The sequence below is a fragment of the Halomonas sp. A020 genome (assembly GCF_027943625.1).
Taxonomy (GTDB): Bacteria; Pseudomonadota; Gammaproteobacteria; order Pseudomonadales; family Halomonadaceae; genus Vreelandella; species Vreelandella piezotolerans.
The window spans coordinates 2,861,518-2,881,037 of sequence record NZ_AP022850.1 but is presented as its reverse complement, the minus strand read 5'-3'; the positions used below and the strand labels follow the sequence as shown (position 1 = coordinate 2,881,037).

The window sequence follows — 19,520 nt, the reverse complement described above, 5'->3', positions numbered from 1 at the left end:
AGGACTCTCACAAAACAATAAAAGCGGCGGCCCCAGTGGGGAGTAAACACAATTTAGCCGTCGATCGGCCTTTAACGCCTAGCGGTGATAGGGATGACCCACCAACAGTGTCCAGGCGCGGTAGAGCTGTTCTGCCAGCATGATTCTGACGAGTGGGTGGGGCAGCGTCAGCGGCGAGAGAGACCACGCTTTGTCCGCCGTGGCGGACAGAGAAGGCTCCAAACCGTCCGGACCGCCGACGAGCAGAACGACGTCCCGCCCCTCCATACGCCAAGCATCTGCTTCTCGGGCGAGCTGCTCGGTGGTCCAAGGCTTCCCTTTGACTTCGAGCGCGACCACGATCTCATCGCCGCGCAGTTTTTCGCGAATGCGCTGTGCTTCTTGCGAACGCGCTTTGGCGATATCGGCATTCTTACCGCGCTGACCAAGAGGAATTTCTTCGATTTCGAGCGTGAAATCCCGAGGGAGCCGCTTGCGGTAGGTCTCGACGCCCTGCTCTACCCACGCGGGCATTTTGGTTCCCACCGCTAACAGCCGAATCCTCATGACATCGTGGCTCGCTCTTCGAACTGCTTGAGCGATTCACTCACCGCGCCAGCATCGCTGGGCAAGTCTGCCCATAGCCGCTCGAGATCGTAGAGCGCACGCGCTTCGGGCAGCATGATGTGGACGACGATGTCACCCAGATCGACCAGTACCCAGTCTGCATTGTCGCCGCCTTCTACGCCCCGGGGATGAAGACCGGATGCTTTGGCTTTCTCGACGAGATTTTGGGCCAGGGCCGCCACGTGACGAGTCGAGGTACCGCTGGCAATCAGCATCAGGTCGGTCACTTCGGTGAGTTTGGCAACGTCGAGTTGCGTGATATCACGTGCTTTGAGCTCTTCTAGCGCGTCGATCGCTAGGTTTTTCAGTGTATCGATGTGCATGACTCCTGAAGGCAACCCCTTGTGGTAGTGACGTATGGTGATGACGTGTCGATTGATAAAATGCGATGACGGCACCACCTGATCGGTGGCACCGAACTGCAAGCGGGCCATTGTAACGGCTTCTTTCGCGACTGCCAGCGCTATTCACCGGTTTGATAAAGCCGCTCACTGAAAATTGCTTGCTCCACCGCTTCAGGCACCAGATACCGCACGCTTTTCCCCTCTTTCAACCGTTGGCGTATGTACGTTGCCGATATCGCCATCCGTGATGGCAGCTGCAACTGTAAAACACCACCCCGCGTGCGCGTCATCAGTTCGCTGACACTACTGACTTCGCGATGGCCAACCAGTTCCTTCAGTGCGGACGGCCAAGGCGATGGATAGCCTGGACGCGCAATGACCACCACATGCGCCAGCCCAAACACCTGCTCGGCGCGGTCCCAGTTGGCCAAGCGCAAAAACGCATCCTGGCCGATGACCATGACCAGCGACACCTCGTCGCCGTAGTGCTGGCGAAGCTCCGCCAGCGTATCGACACTGTAGGAAGGGCCCTCCCGTCGAAGCTCACGATCATCGGCTACGAGACCACAGGCATCGCCAATGCCCGCTTGCAGGAGCGCAAAGCGCTGGGCGGCCGATACTTGGGGTGTATCGCGCAGGGGCGGCTGTGGCGCAGGCACCATGTGCAGCGTCGCAAGCCCCAGGGCTTCACGCACTTCCAATGCACTGCGCAGGTGACCATGATGAACCGGGTCGAAAGTGCCCCCCATCATGCCCACCCGCAATGGCGGCGGGCGTCTTGATGTCTCGCTCATTGGCGAACCTGACCGTCACCTAGCACGATGTATTTCTGGGTCGTCAATCCTTCAAGTCCCACCGGCCCACGGGCATGCAGCTTATCGGTAGAAATACCGATTTCAGCGCCTAAGCCGTACTCGAAGCCATCGGCAAAGCGAGTCGAGGCATTGACGACGACCGAACTCGAATCCACCTCTGCCATGAAGCGTCTCGCCAATGAGTAATCTTGTGTCACGATGGCATCGGTATGGTGGGAGCCATAGCGCTCGATGTGTTCGATGGCCTCGTCCACGCCGTCCACCACTTTGATGGCCAGGATGGGAGCCAGGTACTCTGCTTGCCAATCCTCCTCGCTGGCCTCGAGCGCCTGGGGCAATAGTGCTCGTGTACGCTCGCAGCCACGCAGCTCGACGTCGTGCTCGGCATATGCCCGGGCCAGCTCTGGCAGTAAGATATCTGCAACCGCAGCGTCCACTAACAAGGTTTCCATGGTGTTGCAGGTGCCATAGCGGTGAGTTTTAGCATTGACCGCTATGGACAGCGCTTTGGCAGGATCGGCCGTCGCATCGATATAGACATGACACACGCCGTCCAAATGCTTGATGACGGGCACTTTGGCATCGCGGGAGATGCGCTCGATCAGCGATTTACCACCCCGAGGAATGATCACGTCGATATACGCTGGCATGGCGATCATCTCCCCTACGGCGGCACGGTCGGTCGTCGCCACGACTTGCACGGTGCCTGCTGGAAGCCCCACATCGGACAGCCCTGCCTGTAAACAGCGGCTCAGCGCCGCGTTGGAAGCGCTTGCCTCAGAGCCACCGCGCAATACGCAGGCGTTGCCCGACTTCAGGCACAGGCTAGCGGCTTCGATGGTCACGTTGGGACGCGACTCGTAAATGATGCCGATCACGCCCAGCGGCACACGCATTTTGCCCACTTGAATACCGCTCGGGCGATAGCGCATACCGTCGATCTCGCCGACGGGGTCCGGCAAAGTAGCCACTTGACGAAGTCCCTCGATCATTGCGTCAATGCGCTGATCATTGAGCGACAAACGATCCAACAGCGCGCTATCCAGGCCGTTTTCTCGCCCTCGCTGCATGTCTTGCGCGTTGGCCTGTAAAATCTCGCTGCGCGCGGCATCGACACGCGATGCCATGGCGATCAGCGCTTGGTTCTTGACATGCGTATCGGCGCGACGCAGAACGCTGGCAGCGGCTCGGGCACTTTTCCCTACCTGCTGCATGTACGCGGGCACATCCCCGGCAGCCAGATGGTGTTGGGCGTCTTGTTGGAATGTCTCAGAACCGCGCATGCGATCTCCCTGTGTCGTAAGCGTTACCGATGAAGTGCGGCGTATCGTATCGCCGAATGGCCTAATACTGATTGATTCGAAGGACGAGGCCAAGCAATGCGTTATGCTAGGGACATTCGCCATCAGGTAAATAGTAAGCCACCATGCAAAGCAAATACAAAATCAGCCTATTGAAGGCTAATCTACTTGCCGCGGCCGTCGCTTTATCGCTCTGGATACCCAGCGCGGAACCTGCAGCGGCCGTCATGATGTGGCTCTCCATCGGCTGGCTCTTGATCACCGCCTTGATCCTGGATTTTAGCCATCGCCGCTCCCGAGGTTTGCCCTGGCAAATGCTCGCAGGCACGCTTCTGCTGGGACTCATCGCCTCCGCACCAGACCGACATGCGCTACTCATTTGGACTTGGGGGGCCGTGTTCATGCTACCCCAGGATCGTTGGGCGGCCGTTTTCAACGGTGGCGCTGCGCTGGTCAGTTGCCTCGTGCTGCTACCTCATATCCCGCTCCCCGAATGGCTGTTGATGACACTCTCCTTGAGCATCCTACTGCTGCTGGCCATGTCGCGCACCCACCAACTGCTGACGATCAATGGCGTCATTCGTCAGCGGTTACGCCTCATACCCGGTTTGAATCTGTGGGCTGGCGAGCAGTTGTTGCGAGACTTGATACGCGAACAGACCCGCTCCGAGCGTGAAGCCATTCATGCCGACGTACTCATCGTTCGGGTAAGAAGACGCCAGCTTTGGCCGGTGGCACAAAAACTATGCGAACTTACCTACGATTTCGAGAACGTCTACCGTCTCAACAGCACGACGCTGGCTACCTTGATGCTCTCCAAAACCCCAGGAGAAGCTGCCAGCCGCCGGACGCTATTAGTAGCCGCCCTGCCTGATAACGTGCTCACGCAACACACCCCCCTGATGGACATCGAGCTTGCCGCGTTGACGCTCGACGAGTTGAGCCACTTTCCAGCATCCCACCTACGTGAGGTGGCATGAATACCCTCTTTTCCCCAAAACGTCTCATGACCTTGGCTTACGGTACTAGCATTATCGCGATGGTCGCCTATACGCTATGGCTCTATGCCATGGGTAGCTACCGCGAGTTGCTGGTGCCTCTGTTCGTGTCACTCTTGCTATTAGCGTGCCTGTTAATGCACGTGGGCCAGGGCACTCAGCCGGCGCTGCCTCGCTTGGTACTGCTGATCAGCACCTACGTCGTCGTGCTAAGCGCGGTGAATGCCAACGTGGAAACGTCCTCCCTGTGGTGGGGATTACCGATTGCTGCGACGTTTTTGCTGCTTCCTTTATGGAGTGCGCTGGCGGTCAACACGGCGAGCTTGATCGCCTGGTGGTGGCTGGCGCCGGTCGGCGTCATACCACTTTCGCTAGGTGTTGTCGTCTTGGCCCTGCTGCTTGCGCTGCCTCCTTGGGAACACGCCCGACGTCGCGCATTGCTTCGCGCCACGGACCCCAATGACAGTGACTGCAACGCCTACCATGTCGACACGTTAAAAGAGCGCTTGAACAACGAATTCCAGCGTGCTGCCATGTTGAACAAACGCTTGGCCGTCTTGGTGCTCCACCTCCCGCAATTGGACATGGCCGGAGAGCAGTTTGGCCAGCGGGCCCAAACGGCACTGTTAGCCGCGCTGTGTCAGGAGGTCAACAGTCGCTGCCGAGACCACGACATTCTGGGCCGCGCAGGCAGCGCTACGTTTTGGCTGGTGCTGCCAGATACCAGTGAGAGCGGCGCGCTGCTCGTGCGTGAACGGCTGCAGCGGTCGCTGTCACACTGCGTACTGGTCGAGACCGGACAGCTGGAAGTCCGCATCGCCACCTGCCTGCCGCTACGCAAAGAGAGCTTCGAGCGCTACATACAGCGACTAGAAGCACGCGCCGACGCGATGGCCAACGTCTAGTTTTCTTGTTTTGTGGATGGATTCACTCTTGCCGACTGCTGACACGCTCCTTTCTCTTTCGCTTTCGCCGACAGCGCTATTACTTCTGGTACTGGGCATTGCGCTGATTGAATCTCTCGCGCTGGTGGGATTACTCGTGCCAGGCGTCGTACTGATCACGGCGGCCGCGTCGATGGCAGGGCATCAGATGATTGCCCTCCCTTGGCTAATCGGCGCGGCTTTCATCGGGGCCGTACTTGGCGACGGCTTGAGCTACTTACTGGGCGCGCGTTACAGCGAGCGTGTGCTGACACGCTGGCCGCTATCGCAACATCCAGAGTGGCTGGGCCGAGGAGCGCGCTTCTTCGAGCATTACGGCGTTTACTCGGTGTTCATTGGCCGTTTCGTCGGCCCGGTGCGCCCTATCATTCCGCTTGTCGCTGGCATGATGCACATGCCAACGCGAACTTTTCTACTGGCCAACATCACGTCGGCTGCACTCTGGGCTCCGGCCTATCTGCTACCAGGCTACTTGCTGGGCCACACCTGGCAGCAACGGCTCGACCTTCCTGCTAACGTGGAGATGGCCCTTTTTGTCATGGCCGCCAGCATCGTGGGGCTCGCTATCGTGTTCTCATGGGGGCGGGCTCAGGTGGGACGTGATGGCCGTGTGTATTTCTTCATCGCTCGGCTGGCTCGGCGCGTACCCGCCATACGGCGCCCCTGGCTAGCCATGAGCCGTAGTGGCGAGGTGCCCTTGGCGTCGCTGTTCTTATCGCTCCTCGCGCTCACCTTGGCATGCGCGTGGACACTGCTGGTGCTGAAGCACCCCGAGCCACTGATGATCGACCTTCAGGCACAGCGGCTCTTCGCTTGGCTCGACACCGACTGGCTGACGGCGACCAGCCTGGTGCTCGCCAAAATAGGTGACAAGGCTGGAATCGTCGCGCTGACGCTCCCTTGGTTCGGCTGGCTCGTCTGGATCAAACGGTGGGATTTACTGACCCATGGAGCGCTGGCATTGGGAGGCATCGGCGCGCTCAATACCTTGGGTAAGGCCGTTTTTGCAAGACCCAGGCCCGACACACCGGAGTATCTGACCGGGTCGTTCTCCTACCCCAGCGCGCATACATCGACCTGGGTCGTCGTCGTTGGCCTATTCGCCGCTTTCGCTGCATCGCGACTGCCTCGACAAAGGCGCATGTGGGTTTATTGGCTAGCCATGGTAACGGCGCTGCCGATGGCGCTGTCACGCTTGGTGCTGGGCGTTCACTGGCTGAGTGATCTCATCGGCGGTGCATTGCTGGGATTGGTCGTGTGCGCCGTGGTTCAAATCAACTGGCAGCGCCGCTATCGGCCACCGCTGCCAGCGCTGCCCTGGGCAGCGCTGTTGCTGGGGCCACTCGTGCTATTGAGCGTACGCGTAGCGTTCTTTCCGCCCGTCTGAGGCGTTACGCTCAACCAAGCGCTAGCCAAAGACCTACACCGATCATCAACGTACCCGCAATACGGTTTAATAGCCTGACATTACCACTTTTGCCTAGCACCTTACGTAGCGTTTTCCCACCAGTGGCATACACCAGCATGCTGGCAAATTCGATGGTCAGAATCACCGCGATCAACAGGCTCAACTGCGGAGCCAAAGGCCTGCTGCCGTCCAAAAAGGGGGGCAACAGCACCATGAAAAATGCCCATCCCTTGGGATTGGCCACCGCGGTGACCAGCCCCTGAGTCGCTAACTGAATACGCCCCGCCGCGGGCCCCGTATCCAGCTCGCTAGGAATGGCCATTCGCCCACGTGAGCGCCACATCATGATGCCCAAATAAGCCAAATAGGCACCGCCCACCCACTTGAAGGCGATGAATAGTTCGGGCTGGCGCAGCATCAACGCAGCGACGCCCGCCCCCGCCGCCGCCGCTACGAAACCGACGCCGATAAGCTCCCCGATCATCATCCACAGAGTGCGCTTGACGCCTTGCGTCATGCCCAACACCATGGCCAGTGTCATGCACATGCCTGGTGTTAACGAGACGAAGAGAAACGTCGGTACGAAGACCGAGAGCGTCGCCCATGACATCATGACGAACCTTCCTTGTTTTGCGCATCGCGAGAGGTGGCCGCGGCGTGTTGCTCTTCGCCCCAGCGCGGCATCAGCGTATGCGCGATCCCCAACTGATTGAGAATGCGCGCCACGATGAAGTCGATCAAATCTTCCAGGCGCTGGGGACGATGATAGAACCCCGGCGCGGCGGGCAGAATTACTACCCCCAGGCGACTCAGCGCCAGCATGTGCTCTAAGTGAATCGGCGAAAAAGGGCTTTCGCGCGGCACCATGACCAGCGTGCGACGCTCTTTGATGGCGACGTCCGCCGCCCGCTCGATCAAGTTGTTACTCGCGCCGGTGGCGACTGCCGACAATGTGCCCGTTGAGCAAGGGCAAACGACCATGGCCGACGGTGCGCCCGACCCAGACGCCACCGGTGCCATCCAATCCTCGCGACCGAAACAACGGATCTGTCCAGGCTGCGCACCGCTGCGTTCAGTCAGCGCCTCGACCAAACGCTGCGGCTGAGCCGGAAGGGACACATCGGTTTCCGTGGCGATCACCATATGGGCTGCTTTAGAAATCATGACCCATACTTCGTGCCCAGCCTTCACCAACACATCGATCAATCTCAGACCGTACTGAGCACCTGATGCCCCGGTAAGGGCAACGGTGACCGGTGGCTTGAACGTCGTCGTCACTTTTGTAGCTCCCGCTTGGTCAATGCGTTCAATAAACGCTCATGTACCCCTTCAAAGCCACCGTTGGACATCACCACGATACGATCTAGCGGTGACGCTTGTGTGACCACGGTCTCCACCAGCGCCTCGATGTCGTCAAACAGTGCGGCGCGCTCCCCCTGGGCCTCGACGAGCGACTCCATTGACCAAGCCACGTTGCTGGGCTGAAACCAAAACACCGCATCTGCCTCGGCAACGCTATCAATCAATCGCTCACGCAGCGCGCCTAAGCGCATGGTGTTGGAACGCGGCTCGATCACCGCCAGCAGGCGGCCCTTGGTCGTGGCGGCGCGCAAGCCCTCCAGCGTGGCAGCAATCGCCGTGGGATGGTGAGCAAAATCATCGATGACCTGAATACCGTTGACCTCTCCTCGGAGCTCCTGGCGGCGACGGGGCGTTTGAAAACGTGCCAACGCGGCACAGGCGCGCGCTAACTGCACCCCGCACAGACGCGCAGCGGCCAGCGCCGCCAAGGCGTTACGCGCATTATGTTCACCAGTGAGCGTCCACTCGACGACACCATCCTCCTCGCCCTGGTCGCTGACATGGAGCACCTGAAAACGGCTGGCATCGGGACGCTCCAAGCGAAGCTGCCATTGGCTGCTGGCGTCGGTGCCAAAACGGGACACCAGCGACCACGTGCCCATCGAGAGCACCCGTTCCAACGCAGGCTGTTGATCGGCGACCAGCAACTGCCCCTTGCGAGGTACGATGCGGACTAAATGATGAAACTGTCGCTCGATGGCGGCTAAGTCTGGAAAAATGTCGGCGTGATCGAACTCGAGATTGTTCATCACCGCGATATGCGGGCGGTAGTGCACGAATTTGGAGCGCTTGTCGAAAAATGCCGTATCGTATTCGTCGGCCTCCACCACGAAGGGAGCATCAAGCGCGCCCAAACGGGCGGAAACACCAAAGTTGCGCGGCACGCCACCAATCAGAAAGCCGGGCGATAGGCCTCCGCTTTCCAGTAGCCACGCCAATAAGCTTGCGGTGGTCGTCTTACCGTGAGTGCCCGCCACGGCAATCACTTGTCGCCCCGGGAGCACATGCTCGGCCAACCACTGCGCACCGGAGGTGTAGCGCAGGCCACTATCGAGCAGCGCCTCGACCTCGGGGTTCCCTCGCGAAAGCGCATTACCCACCACCACCAAGTCGATGGCACCCGACAGATTCTCCTCACGATAGCCTTCCATCAGGGTGATGCCCGCCTCCGCGAGCTGCGTGCTCATCGGTGGATACACATTGGCATCGGAGCCGCTCACCTCATGGCCCAATTCCCGCGCGAGTAGTGCAAGGCTCCCCATAAAGGTGCCACAGATACCGATAATGTGCAGACGCATGGGCCAAGCGCTCCCTTCCTAACCATTTCAAACGATTGAACTTACCGAACCTACCAATCAGCGAGCGCTGAGATTAGCACGCCACGCGATGATGCTCACCTTGTTCGCAAGAAGAGAGGGGACAGACGGCCGAGAAAGTGACAATGGAGACGATTTATTGCAGGATGCGCCCACCTATTGTTCGCCATTTACATTGACAGCCCTGCACCGTGACCCATAGGGCAGAACAGGAGTCCATCATGCGTGTATTGATTCGCTACTTTTTTAGAGGTGTTCGCATCTTGCTGGCGCCGGTCATGCTGATCTCAGAGAAGCTATCGACCCCTTCCGCCGTGGAGCGCTCTCCAGAAGAGCAAGCACGCGTCGATGCCGAATGCCAGAAACTCGCGCTCTATCAGTTTCGAACGTGCCCATTTTGTATCAAAGTGCGTAAAGAGATGGCGCGCCTGGGGCTCAACATCGAGCTGCGGGATGCCCAGCTGGACCCCGACCACAAACAGGCGCTGCTGGATGGCGGCGGCAAAGTCAAAGTCCCCTGCCTGAAAATTGAGCATGATGACGGCCAGGCAACGTGGCTCTATGAATCGGATGAGATCAACCGCTGGCTGCATCAGCGCTTTGCGAGTCACTAACGACTTTTAGAACTCTACCCTTTGTGCGGCCAGCTCGAAGTTAACGCGAATATCGATGCCCTCCGATATGCTGGGGGGTGTCTCAGCGTCGTGTTGAAGCGCTAAAACGCCGTGAATCTCGCCTTGCAGGTGTAACTCGCGCCCTTGCTGCTCCACGTGGTTCAATGACACATCAATATTGCCTCCTTCCGAGGTGTAAAGGGGTGGTATGGCCGTGGGTCCAATGAGCTGCATGACCTTGGCCGAGACGAGTTCATCCCCCTCCAGTACGAAACTCAGAACCAGCGCCTCTTGGGCATCCCACTCCAGCGGGTCGACGAAACCGGTGACCTCGACTTGTCGCTGGTCGCCGACATCCATGAACGTCGCATTGGAATCGTCACTTTGTCGTAATACGAACCAAGCACGCTCGTCACCGTCCAATGTCCCGACTATATTCGCCGACTCGTCAGCGCCTGCTAACAGCGCACCGCCCGTTAATGCACTGGCGAGTAGCCAGCCAACCCCTTGTTTGAACATCGCCTACGACACCTTCTGTGGTCTGTTCGAGGCTAGCCAGCCAAAGCACTGGCACGCATCGACTTTTGTCTAACACCCTGGTCTACAACGTGCGTCGTTAGCCTCATCATTTATCAGATGAATGAGGCCAGTCATTATTTCGATTGTATGACGCTATGACCTCTCTCTATGTTGTCAGCATAGCTTACGAGCTGACCGTGTCTGTTTTGCTGGTCATTGATGCGTCTGCGACATGTCCAGCAAAGCGAACAATAAACAACATACATGGGAACAAAGATGACGCTCAAGAAGACACTACTGGCCTCTGTGATTGGTGCAACCGTAGCAGCAACCGCCATGTTGCCGATGACGGCAAGCGCAGAAACCCTGCGTATTGGTTACTCTGCCGACCCTGAAACCTTGGACCTGCACGAGCAGCTCTCCGGAGGCGTATTGCGTTTTTCGCACCTCGCTTTCGACCCGCTGGTACGCTGGACCAAAGACTTCCAATTCGAGCCGCGCCTGGCCACCGAATGGGAGCAGGTAGACGACACCACCATGCGCATGACCCTGCGCGAAGGCGTTACTTTCCATTCCGGTAACCCTTTCACAGCGAAAGACGTCGTATGGACCATTGAGCGTCTGAAAGAGAGCCCGGATTACCGCGCCATTTTTGATCCGGTGGCTAGCGCAGAAGCCATCGACGACTACACCGTCGAAATCACCACGTCTGAGCCCTATCCGCTGCTGTTGAACCTTGCTACCTACATTTTCCCGATGGATAGCGAGTTCTACACGGGCGAAACCGAAGAGGGTAACGACAAAGCCGAGATCGTCAAAGCGGGGAACTCCTTCGCTTCACGTAACGTATCAGGCACCGGCCCGTTCATCGTCACCGACCGCCGCCAGGGTGTCCGCGTCGACTTCAAACGTTTTGAGGATTACTGGGATACCGAAAGCGAAGGCAACGTTTCTGAAATCATTTTGACGCCGATCGCTGAAAACGCCTCCCGCGTAGCGGCCCTCCTCTCCGGTGGCGTGGACTTCATCGATGCCGTTCCGCCCAACGACTTGGATCGTGTGCGTGAAGCCGACGGTGTCGAATTGGTCGAAGTGCCCGGCACCCGTATCATTGGCTTCCAGCTCAACGAAGAGCGAGTCGAGGCCTTTCAGGATGCTCGCGTTCGCCAAGCCGTCGACCTCGCCATCAATCAGGAAGGTATCGCCGACCGCCTGATGCGCGGCTTCGCCACACCGGCTGGCCAGTTCTCTCCTGAAGGTTACTCGGGCCACAATCCGGATCTCGTTCCGCGCTACGATCTAGAACGCGCCCAAGCGTTGATGGCCGAAGCGGGCTACGAAGAGGGTTTCAGCGTCGATATGATCGCGCCCAACAACCGCTACGTGAACGATGCGCAAATCGCTCAGGCGGTGGCCAACATGTTGGCACGTATCAACATTACGGTGAACCTGCGTACCATGCCGCTGGCCCAGTACTGGCCCGAGTACGACACCCGCCAGTCCGACATCGCCATGATCGGTTGGCACGCCGATACCGAAGATACTGCTAACTTCTTCCAGTATCTCTCGTTCTGTATCGATGAAGAGAGCGGTGCTGGCCAGTACAACTATGGCAGCTACTGCAATGAAGAGATCGACGCGCTGGTGACGGAAGCCGACGGCGAAACCGATCTCGAGAAACGCAACGATATGCTGCGTGAAGCCGAAGCCATGCTGTATGAAGACGTTGGTTTCGTCATGCTACACTGGCAAAACTTGGCCTACGCGGCAGCGGAAGGCGTCGACGTTGAGCCGGTCGTTAGCGCACTGGACTTCCCCTACCTGGGTGACTTAGTGATCGAACGCTAAGCCCCACGCTGAACCGAACACCCGCGCAAGGATGCTTCGCTCTCCAGTCATGCTGGAGGGCGAAGCGTTTTCTATGGGTCGCCCCGGCCCTGATGCGGCGCGTCTCTGATTAACCTACATAGGTGGCGTACGCCATGATTGCTTTTTTAATCAAGCGGCTGATGCACGCAATATTGGTGATGTTTGTCATCAGTGTACTGGCCTTCGCCATCCAGGATAACCTGGGTGACCCTGTACAGCAGATGGTCGGACAGTCGGTCCCCGAAAGTGAGCGCGAAGCCATTCGTGAACGGTTGGGGCTCAACGACCCCTTCCTGGTTCAGTACGTGCGCTTTGCCAAAAATGCCGTTCAAGGTGACTTTGGCGACTCCTATTTTTACCGCGAACCGGCGCTGGAAGTGATCGCTCGGCACTTGCCCGCCACCCTAGAGCTGGTCTTTGCCGCCACGCTGATCATCGTGCTGCTGTCCGTGCCCATTGGCGTCTATAGCGCGATCAAACCGCGCTCGCCCATTTCTCGATTCTTTATGGGCGCGTCGATTATCGGTATTTCGATTCCGGTCTTTTTGACCGCCATCGTGTTGATTCAAATTTTCTCGATTGGTATTACCGTCTCGCTCTTCCCGGAGAGCACGGCTTGGGGGGCTTGGCTAAATGGCTTGCTTTCTACCGAAGGCAATATGCCGTCGTTTGGCCGTGGCTATGACTTGGTGCACGTGGTGGGTCACTGGGATACCAACCTGGCAACCTGGAACGGCTTACAGCACCTGGTACTACCCGCTGTCTCGCTGGCCTCGATCATGCTGCCGCTGTTCATTCGTTTGATCCGCGCGGAAATGATGGAAGTGCTGCAGTCCGAGTACGTCAAGTACGCCCGCGCCAAAGGCATTTCCATGCGCCGGGTCTATTTCGTCCATGCGCTGAAAAACACCATGCTGCCGGTGATTACCGTGGGCGGCGTGCAAATCGGCACCATGGTGGCCTACACCATTTTGACCGAAACCGTTTTCCAATGGCCGGGCATGGGGCTGATGTTCCTCGACGCCATCAACCGTGCCGACATTCCGCTCATCGTGACCTACCTGATGATTGTCGGCGTCATTTTCGTGGTTACGAACACCATCGTGGACCTGATCTACGGCTTCGTGAACCCCACCGTAAAACTGACTGGTAAGCCCGCATGACAACGTCCACTTCTACCCCCGCACCAAGCCGCTGGGAGCGCCTGCGCGACTCCTTTTTGTGGTACAGCTTCAAGCGCGACCGCACGGCACAGCTCTGCCTTGCCGTGTTCATTTGCTTGGTCGTGACGGCGTTTTCGGCACCGTTACTGGCACCTACCGACCCTTATGACTTGGCACAGATAGACATTCTTGCCTCCGAGCTACCTCCCTTCTGGATCGATGGCGCCGACCCGATGTATACCCTGGGCACCGATGCTCAGGGCCGGGACCTGCTTTCGATCATCCTTTACGGCACGCGGGTATCGCTGCTGATCGGCTTTGGCGCCGTGGCGCTGCAAGCGCTGTTGGGGGTGACCTTCGGGCTGATGGCAGGCTATTTGGGCGGCCGCGTCGACGCCTTCCTGATGCGTCTGGCGGATATCCAGCTCTCGTTCTCGACACTGATGGTAGCCATCGTCGTGGGGGCCGTGGTGAAAGCCACCTTGGGCAGTGCTTTCTACAGCCAGTACGCCGTGCTGATGCTGATTTTGATCATCGGCTTGGCCGAGTGGCCCCAGTACGCGCGCACGGTGCGCGCCTCGGTACTCGCCGAGAAAAACAAAGAGTACGTCGACGCCGCCCGCGTCATGGGCCTGCGCAGCAAGCGCATCATGTTCCGTCACGTGCTGCCCAATACGCTGTCACCGATCTTCGTCATTTCGACGGTGCAAATTGCTAACGCCATCATTTCTGAAGCAGCGCTGTCGTTTTTAGGGCTGGGTATGCCGGAAACTCACCCTTCACTTGGGTCGCTGATCAAAGCAGGCTTTGACTACATTCAGTCAGGCTCTTGGTGGATCACGCTGATCCCCGGTGCGGTGCTGGTCGTGCTGGTGCTGTCGATCAATCTTCTGGGCGACTGGCTGCGCGATGTCATGAACCCACGACTCTACAAAGGCTGAGGACACCATGGCACTTCTTGAAGTCTCTCAACTCGACGTCCGCTTTGCCCTGCGCCAGGGCGAAGTACGCGCCCTGCGCGACGTCAACTTCACTCTCGAGCGCGGCGAGCGCCTGGGTATCGTCGGCGAATCGGGCGCGGGTAAATCCGTCGCCGCCTTCTCGTTGCTGAATTTGATCGCCAAACCAGGTTTCATTGCGGGCGGAAGCATCACGTTCGAAGGCAAAGAGCTCAACAGCATGTCGGAGCGAGGCCTGCGCAAAGTGCGCGGCAACCGCATTTCGATGATCTTCCAAGACCCGATGATGACACTGAATCCAGTGCTCTCCATCGGCGAACAGATGGTGGAGTGCTTGAAGGCCCACCGCCGCATCTCCACCAAAGAAGCCCGGGCCATCGCCCTGGACAAACTACGCCAGGTGCAGATCCCCTCTCCCGAAAAGCGCTTGGATCAGTATCCCCACGAGCTTTCCGGCGGGATGCGCCAGCGCATCATCATCGCCATTGCCCTGCTACTCGACCCGGACATCATCATTGCCGACGAACCCACCACGGCACTGGACGTGACGATTCAAGCCGAAATCATGGCGCTGCTGCTGGAGCTATGCGAACAGCACAACGTGGGCTTGATTTTGATCACTCACGATCTGGGCGTGGTAAGCCAAGTGACCCAGCGTATGCTGGTGATGTACGCTGGCCGCGTCATCGAGCAGGGCCCTACGCGGGAAATCATCAACGACCCGCAACATCCTTACACCCAAGGCTTGATCAATGCACTGCCGCAAATGGCGACGCCGGGTGAAAAACTCAACCAGATTCGTGGCAGTATGCCGTCACTCTCTAATTTGCCCAGCGGCTGTGCGTTCCATCCCCGCTGTGATTTTATCAACCGCGCCGACGGGCTCCCCCGGCCGGGCTGCACCCAGCAAGTCCCCGATTTCGTCGAGTCTGGCAACTGTCGCGTGGCCTGCCACATGGTGGCGGAAATGTTGGAAGATCGCCGCTTGAAGGAGGAGAGCCTATGAATGCCCAGGCGGAAACGATCGCGACCATGCCGACTCAAAACGAAGCGAGCAACGACTCGCTACTGCAAATTCGCGGTCTTAAAAAGCGTTTCTCACTCTCCGGTGATTTTCTGGAGCAGCTACGCTTCAAAGGCGGCAAGCTGATTCGCCATCAGGAGTATGTCCACGCCATTAACGGCGTCAATCTGGACATCAAGCGCGGCGAAGCGCTCTGCGTGGTGGGTGAATCTGGCTGCGGTAAGTCCACCGTGGCGCGCACGGTCATGGGGCTGATTTCTCCGTCAGAGGGTGAAATTCGCTACGACGGCCAGCGCATCGACGATCTCAGCTCGAAGCAGCTCCTGCCCTACCGCAAGCGCATGCAGATGATCTTCCAGAACCCTTACGCGTCGCTGAACCCACGCATGACCATTCAGCAGACGCTGGAAGAGCCACTGCGGCTGCACCATCCCGACTGGAACCGCCAGCAGATCCTCGATAAAGTCGAGGAGGTGATGCGTTCGGTGGGTATCGACCCCGATTGGGGCAAGCGCTTTGGCCACGAGTTTTCTGGCGGTCAGCGTCAGCGAATTGCCATTGCCCGTGCGCTGGCCGTCGATCCCGAATTCATCGTCGCCGATGAGCCCATTTCAGCGCTAGACGTCTCTATCCAAGCACAGGTGCTCAACCTGCTGATGGATGCCCAGCGGGATCGCAACCTGACCTATCTGTTCATTACCCACGATCTGGCGGTGGTCGAGCACTTTGGGACACGGGTGGCCGTGATGTATCTGGGCACCGTATGTGAAGTCGCCACGACCGCCACGCTGTTTGCCAAGCCTCGCCACCCCTATACCCAGGCATTGTTGTCGGCCATTCCCCGCTTGGAGGACGACCGCCCCCAGCATATTCGCCTGTCGGGTGAAGTGCCGACACCGGTCAACTTACCCAGCGGCTGCGTTTTCCATGGTCGTTGTCCCCATGCTAACGCCCGCTGTAAGCAAGAAATACCTGCTTTGATAACCCAGGATGACGGCACCCGCGTAGCGTGTCACGCTGTTGAGGAAGGCCGCCTATGAGCGCGGCCCCTTCAAGCGCCATACGCTTGGTCGTTTTGCGAGGTAAGGCATGGAAATTCGCTGGCTAGAAGACTTCATTGCCCTGGCCAGAACGCGACACTTCTCCCGCGCCGCCGACGAACAACACGTCACGCAGCCTACCTTTTCAAGGCGGATCAAACTGCTCGAAGAGGAAATGGGCGTCACGTTGATCAACCGACAAACGTTACCGCTGTCGTTGACGCCTGCGGGTGAAGAGTTCTTGACGCTCTGCGAACAGGTCACCGACCGGGTGCGTTTGACGCGCGACCGCGTTCGTGAAATTAGCGCCGGCCAGCAGCGGCGAATCATGGTAGCCGCACCGCAAAGTCTGCTGGCGCATTTTCTACCGGAATGGTTAGCCAGCAGCGGCTGGCAGGAGCGCATTCAGCCCTACCTTCGCGCGACGGGCTGGGTGGCCAGCGACTACTTTCAGGCGCTGGCTCGGGCAGAGTGCGATCTAGCGATTTGCTATTGGCCCGTTGGACGCTGCGATCTGGATATCGACACTAGCGCCTGCACCTATCGAGTCATTGGGCATGAACGGCTAATTCCCGTGACCGGGCGTAAAAACGACGGGTCGCCGTGTGCACTACTGCCTGGCGCTCGCCAGCAGCCAGTGCCCTGGCTGGCCTACCCCAAACGTGGGCTACTCGGCTCGGCTGTCAAAGCACATTTGGCACGGTTGCCGCAAAGCACGTACTTAACGGCACAGAGCGAAAACCTCTATGCAGCAGGTATCAAAGAACTGGTGCTGCTGGGGTATGGCATGAGCTGGCTACCCGAGCGAAATGTGGCCGCAGAGCTAGCTGACGGCACCTTGGTCAGGGCGGGCGACAGCCGCTGGGACGTACCCATGGAGCTGCGGTTGTATCGTCACCAAAGCCAGCACCATGCCGAACTCGATAGTTTGTGGGGCCAGCTCTCACCGCCCCGACTTTGAAAGGACGTTTATATGTCAGCAACCCTCTATCAACTGCAGCGCGACCACATCCAAGCACTGAATCATGCTTATCAAGCGCGCATGGCGGCGCATAACCTGGATAGTTTGGCGATATACAGCGGCCATGCGAACAACCACTTCGCTGATGACCATGCCACCAGCTTTCAGTCCTACGGCCATTTCATTCATTGGGTGGGGATGGCCGATGTTCAGCACAGCTGGCTGGTGATTCAGCCCCATCAGCGCCCCCAGCTTTATCTGTACGCGCCTGCCGATTTTTGGCACTTACCGACTCAGCTGCCTGAAGAACCCTGGGTGGCGGAGTTCGACGTACATTTATGTAGCGATAAAATCACCCCGCCGCTCACTGGACGCGCTGCCGTGATCGGCGATCTGAAGGAGCTCGCGAGCACGACACCCCTCGCCAATGTCGCCACACTTCATCCCGAAGGCTTGGTACGCGAACTCGACGAGTTGCGCATGGTCAAGTCCGCCTACGAAGTGGCTTGCCTGCGCGAAGCCAATCGACTAGCAATCGCGGGCCACCAAGCGGCTAATGCTGCTTTTATCGGTGCGTCGGCCGAACTGGATGTGCAGCTCGCCTATTTAGGGGCCAGCCGACAGCGAGAGTCGGACGTGCCTTATCAAAACATTATCGGTCTAAATGAGCATGCCGGGGTCTTACACTATCAGCGCTATGACCTGTCAGCCCCCAAACGGCGTTATAGCCTGCTAGTCGATGCGGGCCGTCGTTTTCGCGGCTACTGTGCGGACATTACCCGTACCTATGCAGGCCCGGATGCACCCAGCGAATTTGGCGGGTTAATCAGCGCCATGCACGGTCTGAAAGATGAACTCATCACCCACATCGTTCCTGGCATCGAGTTTCTAACGCTACATGAGCAGATGCACCGAGGCCTAGCCGACATATTGATCTCGCACGGACTGTATCAGGGCAGCGCAGAGAGCGCCGTGGAAACCGGTGTTACCCGCGCCTTTTGCCCGCATGGACTGGGCCACTCATTAGGGATTCAGGTACACGATGTGGCCGGATTGAGGCAGCCAGACGGGAGCCCATCGCCAGCACCTGACACCCATCCAGCCCTGCGTCTTACCCGTACACTGCAAGCCGGTATGGTCATCACCATCGAGCCAGGCCTCTATTTCATTCCCATGTTGCTGGCACCACTGCGTAAAATGCCCCACCCCATCGACTGGACGCTGGTCGACCGGCTCGCCGTGTGCGGAGGCATACGCATCGAGGATAATATCCTAGTGACAGAAGGCGGATCTGAGAACTTGACGTTATAGCCACTCCCTCGCCCAACAAAAAACGCCCGGCTTACGCGTGTAAGCCGGGCGTATATGTATCGGATTGGTTTAGAAACGGTAAGTAATACCGCCGCCGATCGTCACTGGCTCGATATCGACTTCGCCAACGGTGGCGCCAGCCGCATTGATGTCGGCGCTTACGTCCGCGTAGCTAACATAGCCGTTCAGCATGACGTTATCCGTCACTGCCAAATCCACACCCGCTTGGCCGATGGCGCCGTAGCTCTCGTCGATGCTCAAGCCAGATGGCTCGCTGGAAAAACTCGTGTAGTTCAAACCAAGACCTACGTAAGGCTGAACTTTCGAGTCCAAACCACCCATCGGGTAGTAGTTGACCAGCAGGTTCACCGGCAGACGGTCGACGCTACCTGCGCTGCCGCCCGGCGTCGTGTTCAGGTCATGTTCGAATTTTTCAGAGCTGTTGAGTTCGACGCCAAATTTGTCGCTGAACAGGTAGCCCGCACCATAAGTGAACCCACGTGCGCTTTGTACGTTGAGGTCCGCACCGCCAACATTGCCGTTACCTGAGCCCGTATCCGTTTGGGCAACACCGCCGCGAACAAACACATCGCCTGCTTCGTAGGCCATAACGGCTTGGCTCGCCATGACGGCACTGGCAGACACGATAGCGGCGGTGATCAATTTCATTTTGCTCATCAGGGTCATCCTCTTGCATCTTGCTTGGGATTGATGCTGGTCAACGCCAGCTAACCTATACAATATATAGTATAAGAACACCGTTTCCAAATTTCATGTGAAATTTTATTATAGGTTTTCTGGCTCTGATAGCTTTTGTTAACTATCGCGCTTGACAAACGAGCATAAAAAAAGTCCCCCGAAGGGGACCCAGGTGGAGCACGCCAGCTCACTCGGTGTATTGCCGGGCAGCGCCGCGGCAACGTTGCAAAGAAGGGAGAGCATTGAGTGCCGGTTGCATCGCGACCT

Annotated in this window: 20 protein-coding genes; 11 read left to right on the top strand and 9 right to left on the bottom strand. The window is 58.3% G+C overall.

The window, feature by feature from the left end:
* Positions 1 to 78 precede the first annotated feature (78 nt).
* From rlmH to FRH_RS13400, 4 genes are all read right to left on the bottom strand, one after another.
* Positions 79 to 546: a 23S rRNA (pseudouridine(1915)-N(3))-methyltransferase RlmH gene (gene rlmH, locus FRH_RS13415; RefSeq protein WP_239286206.1), complete on the bottom strand. Its 468-nt coding sequence runs from the start codon at positions 544 to 546 to the stop codon at positions 79 to 81.
* Complete coding sequence (gene rsfS / locus FRH_RS13410; protein WP_153843855.1) at positions 543 to 929, bottom strand: ribosome silencing factor; 387 nt, start codon at positions 927 to 929, stop codon at positions 543 to 545. The genes rlmH and rsfS overlap by 4 nt, the downstream gene beginning before the upstream one ends.
* Positions 930 to 1,069: 140 nt before the next feature.
* Entirely contained in the window at positions 1,070 to 1,744 is a 675-nt protein-coding gene (gene nadD, locus FRH_RS13405; RefSeq protein ID WP_239297126.1) for a nicotinate-nucleotide adenylyltransferase, read from the bottom strand.
* Positions 1,741 to 3,048 carry a glutamate-5-semialdehyde dehydrogenase gene (locus tag FRH_RS13400; RefSeq protein ID WP_139528134.1) on the bottom strand — a complete coding sequence of 436 codons (1,308 nt, stop codon included), beginning with the start codon at positions 3,046 to 3,048 and terminating at the stop codon, positions 1,741 to 1,743. The genes nadD and FRH_RS13400 overlap by 4 nt, the downstream gene beginning before the upstream one ends.
* A gap of 143 nt (positions 3,049 to 3,191) precedes the next feature.
* Here FRH_RS13400 and FRH_RS13395 point away from each other — a divergent pair, with 143 nt between their 5' ends.
* Genes FRH_RS13395 through FRH_RS13385 form a run of 3 tightly spaced genes read left to right on the top strand, consistent with a single transcriptional unit; the run spans position 3,192 to position 6,395 of the window.
* Positions 3,192 to 4,046, top strand: a complete 855-nt coding sequence (locus FRH_RS13395) for a hypothetical protein (protein WP_281997023.1) — start codon at positions 3,192 to 3,194, stop codon at positions 4,044 to 4,046.
* Complete coding sequence (locus tag FRH_RS13390; protein ID WP_239286212.1) at positions 4,043 to 4,969, top strand: diguanylate cyclase; 927 nt, start codon at positions 4,043 to 4,045, stop codon at positions 4,967 to 4,969. Before FRH_RS13395 ends, FRH_RS13390 begins: the two co-directional genes overlap by 4 nt.
* A gap of 28 nt (positions 4,970 to 4,997) precedes the next feature.
* Positions 4,998 to 6,395: a bifunctional DedA family/phosphatase PAP2 family protein gene (locus FRH_RS13385; protein WP_159341899.1), complete on the top strand. Its 1,398-nt coding sequence runs from the start codon at positions 4,998 to 5,000 to the stop codon at positions 6,393 to 6,395.
* 10 nt (positions 6,396 to 6,405) lie between these two features.
* On the opposite strand, the gene FRH_RS13380 is transcribed toward FRH_RS13385, so the two are convergent.
* From FRH_RS13380 to mpl, 3 genes are read right to left on the bottom strand one after another with little or no spacing between them, the layout of a single operon-like run.
* Positions 6,406 to 7,029, bottom strand: a complete 624-nt coding sequence (locus tag FRH_RS13380) for a LysE family translocator (protein ID WP_281997022.1) — start codon at positions 7,027 to 7,029, stop codon at positions 6,406 to 6,408.
* On the bottom strand, positions 7,026 to 7,694 hold the full coding sequence (locus FRH_RS13375; protein ID WP_281997021.1) for a flavin prenyltransferase UbiX: 669 nt from the start codon (positions 7,692 to 7,694) through the stop codon (positions 7,026 to 7,028). Before FRH_RS13375 ends, FRH_RS13380 begins: the two co-directional genes overlap by 4 nt.
* Positions 7,691 to 9,076 carry a UDP-N-acetylmuramate:L-alanyl-gamma-D-glutamyl-meso-diaminopimelate ligase gene (gene mpl / locus FRH_RS13370; RefSeq protein ID WP_281997020.1) on the bottom strand — a complete coding sequence of 462 codons (1,386 nt, stop codon included), beginning with the start codon at positions 9,074 to 9,076 and terminating at the stop codon, positions 7,691 to 7,693. Before mpl ends, FRH_RS13375 begins: the two co-directional genes overlap by 4 nt.
* A 239-nt stretch (positions 9,077 to 9,315) precedes the next feature.
* Here mpl and FRH_RS13365 point away from each other — a divergent pair, with 239 nt between their 5' ends.
* On the top strand, positions 9,316 to 9,708 hold the full coding sequence (locus FRH_RS13365) for a glutaredoxin (protein ID WP_239297133.1): 393 nt from the start codon (positions 9,316 to 9,318) through the stop codon (positions 9,706 to 9,708).
* A 6-nt stretch (positions 9,709 to 9,714) separates the two neighbouring features.
* Here the strand turns inward: FRH_RS13365 and FRH_RS13360 are convergent, their stop codons facing one another.
* On the bottom strand, positions 9,715 to 10,227 hold the full coding sequence (locus FRH_RS13360; RefSeq protein WP_239286222.1) for a hypothetical protein: 513 nt from the start codon (positions 10,225 to 10,227) through the stop codon (positions 9,715 to 9,717).
* Positions 10,228 to 10,503: 276 nt separating this feature from the next.
* Here FRH_RS13360 and FRH_RS13355 point away from each other — a divergent pair, with 276 nt between their 5' ends.
* From FRH_RS13355 to pepQ, 7 genes are all read left to right on the top strand, one after another.
* Positions 10,504 to 12,075 (top strand): ABC transporter substrate-binding protein, encoded by a 1,572-nt coding sequence (locus FRH_RS13355; protein WP_159341895.1) that lies wholly within the window; start codon positions 10,504 to 10,506, stop codon positions 12,073 to 12,075.
* Between the two features lie 134 nt (positions 12,076 to 12,209).
* Positions 12,210 to 13,259, top strand: coding sequence for an ABC transporter permease (locus tag FRH_RS13350; RefSeq protein WP_239297137.1), 1,050 nt, complete (start codon positions 12,210 to 12,212; stop codon positions 13,257 to 13,259).
* Complete coding sequence (locus FRH_RS13345; protein WP_139528143.1) at positions 13,256 to 14,200, top strand: ABC transporter permease; 945 nt, start codon at positions 13,256 to 13,258, stop codon at positions 14,198 to 14,200. Before FRH_RS13350 ends, FRH_RS13345 begins: the two co-directional genes overlap by 4 nt.
* Positions 14,201 to 14,207: 7 nt before the next feature.
* Complete coding sequence (locus tag FRH_RS13340; RefSeq protein ID WP_281997019.1) at positions 14,208 to 15,224, top strand: ABC transporter ATP-binding protein; 1,017 nt, start codon at positions 14,208 to 14,210, stop codon at positions 15,222 to 15,224.
* Positions 15,221 to 16,282, top strand: a complete 1,062-nt coding sequence (locus tag FRH_RS13335; protein ID WP_139528145.1) for an oligopeptide/dipeptide ABC transporter ATP-binding protein — start codon at positions 15,221 to 15,223, stop codon at positions 16,280 to 16,282. The genes FRH_RS13340 and FRH_RS13335 overlap by 4 nt, the downstream gene beginning before the upstream one ends.
* 49 nt (positions 16,283 to 16,331) lie before the next feature.
* Positions 16,332 to 17,243 carry a LysR family transcriptional regulator gene (locus FRH_RS13330; RefSeq protein ID WP_153843829.1) on the top strand — a complete coding sequence of 304 codons (912 nt, stop codon included), beginning with the start codon at positions 16,332 to 16,334 and terminating at the stop codon, positions 17,241 to 17,243.
* Positions 17,244 to 17,255: 12 nt separating this feature from the next.
* Complete coding sequence (pepQ, locus tag FRH_RS13325) at positions 17,256 to 18,554, top strand: Xaa-Pro dipeptidase (RefSeq protein ID WP_281997018.1); 1,299 nt, start codon at positions 17,256 to 17,258, stop codon at positions 18,552 to 18,554.
* 69 nt (positions 18,555 to 18,623) lie between these two features.
* On the opposite strand, the gene FRH_RS13320 is transcribed toward pepQ, so the two are convergent.
* Positions 18,624 to 19,232 carry an OmpW family outer membrane protein gene (locus tag FRH_RS13320; protein WP_174788518.1) on the bottom strand — a complete coding sequence of 203 codons (609 nt, stop codon included), beginning with the start codon at positions 19,230 to 19,232 and terminating at the stop codon, positions 18,624 to 18,626.
* Positions 19,233 to 19,520: the final 288 nt, after the last annotated feature.